Origin of the sequence: Photorhabdus akhurstii, from assembly GCF_018448925.1 — a bacterium.
Taxonomy (GTDB): Bacteria; Pseudomonadota; Gammaproteobacteria; order Enterobacterales; family Enterobacteriaceae; genus Photorhabdus; species Photorhabdus akhurstii.
Genome location: NZ_RCWE01000177.1, coordinates 1 through 218, shown reverse-complemented (window position 1 = coordinate 218; position 218 = coordinate 1). Strand labels below are relative to the sequence as shown.

1 rRNA gene is annotated in these 218 nt (G+C 60.1%); it reads right to left on the bottom strand.

Annotated elements, in window-relative coordinates:
• Positions 1–218, bottom strand: a 16S ribosomal RNA gene (locus tag EAE93_RS25820); the annotation flags it as partial.

Sequence of the window (218 nt, the reverse complement as noted above, 5' to 3'; positions counted from 1 at the left end):
GCACCCTCCGTATTACCGCGGCTGCTGGCACGGAGTTAGCCGGTGCTTCTTCTGCGGGTAACGTCAAGGCCCAGCCCTGTTCAGGCTCAACCCTTCCTCCCCGCTGAAAGTACTTTACAACCCGAAGGCCTTCTTCATACACGCGGCATGGCTGCATCAGGCTTGCGCCCATTGTGCAATATTCCCCACTGCTGCCTCCCGTAGGAGTCTGGGCCGTG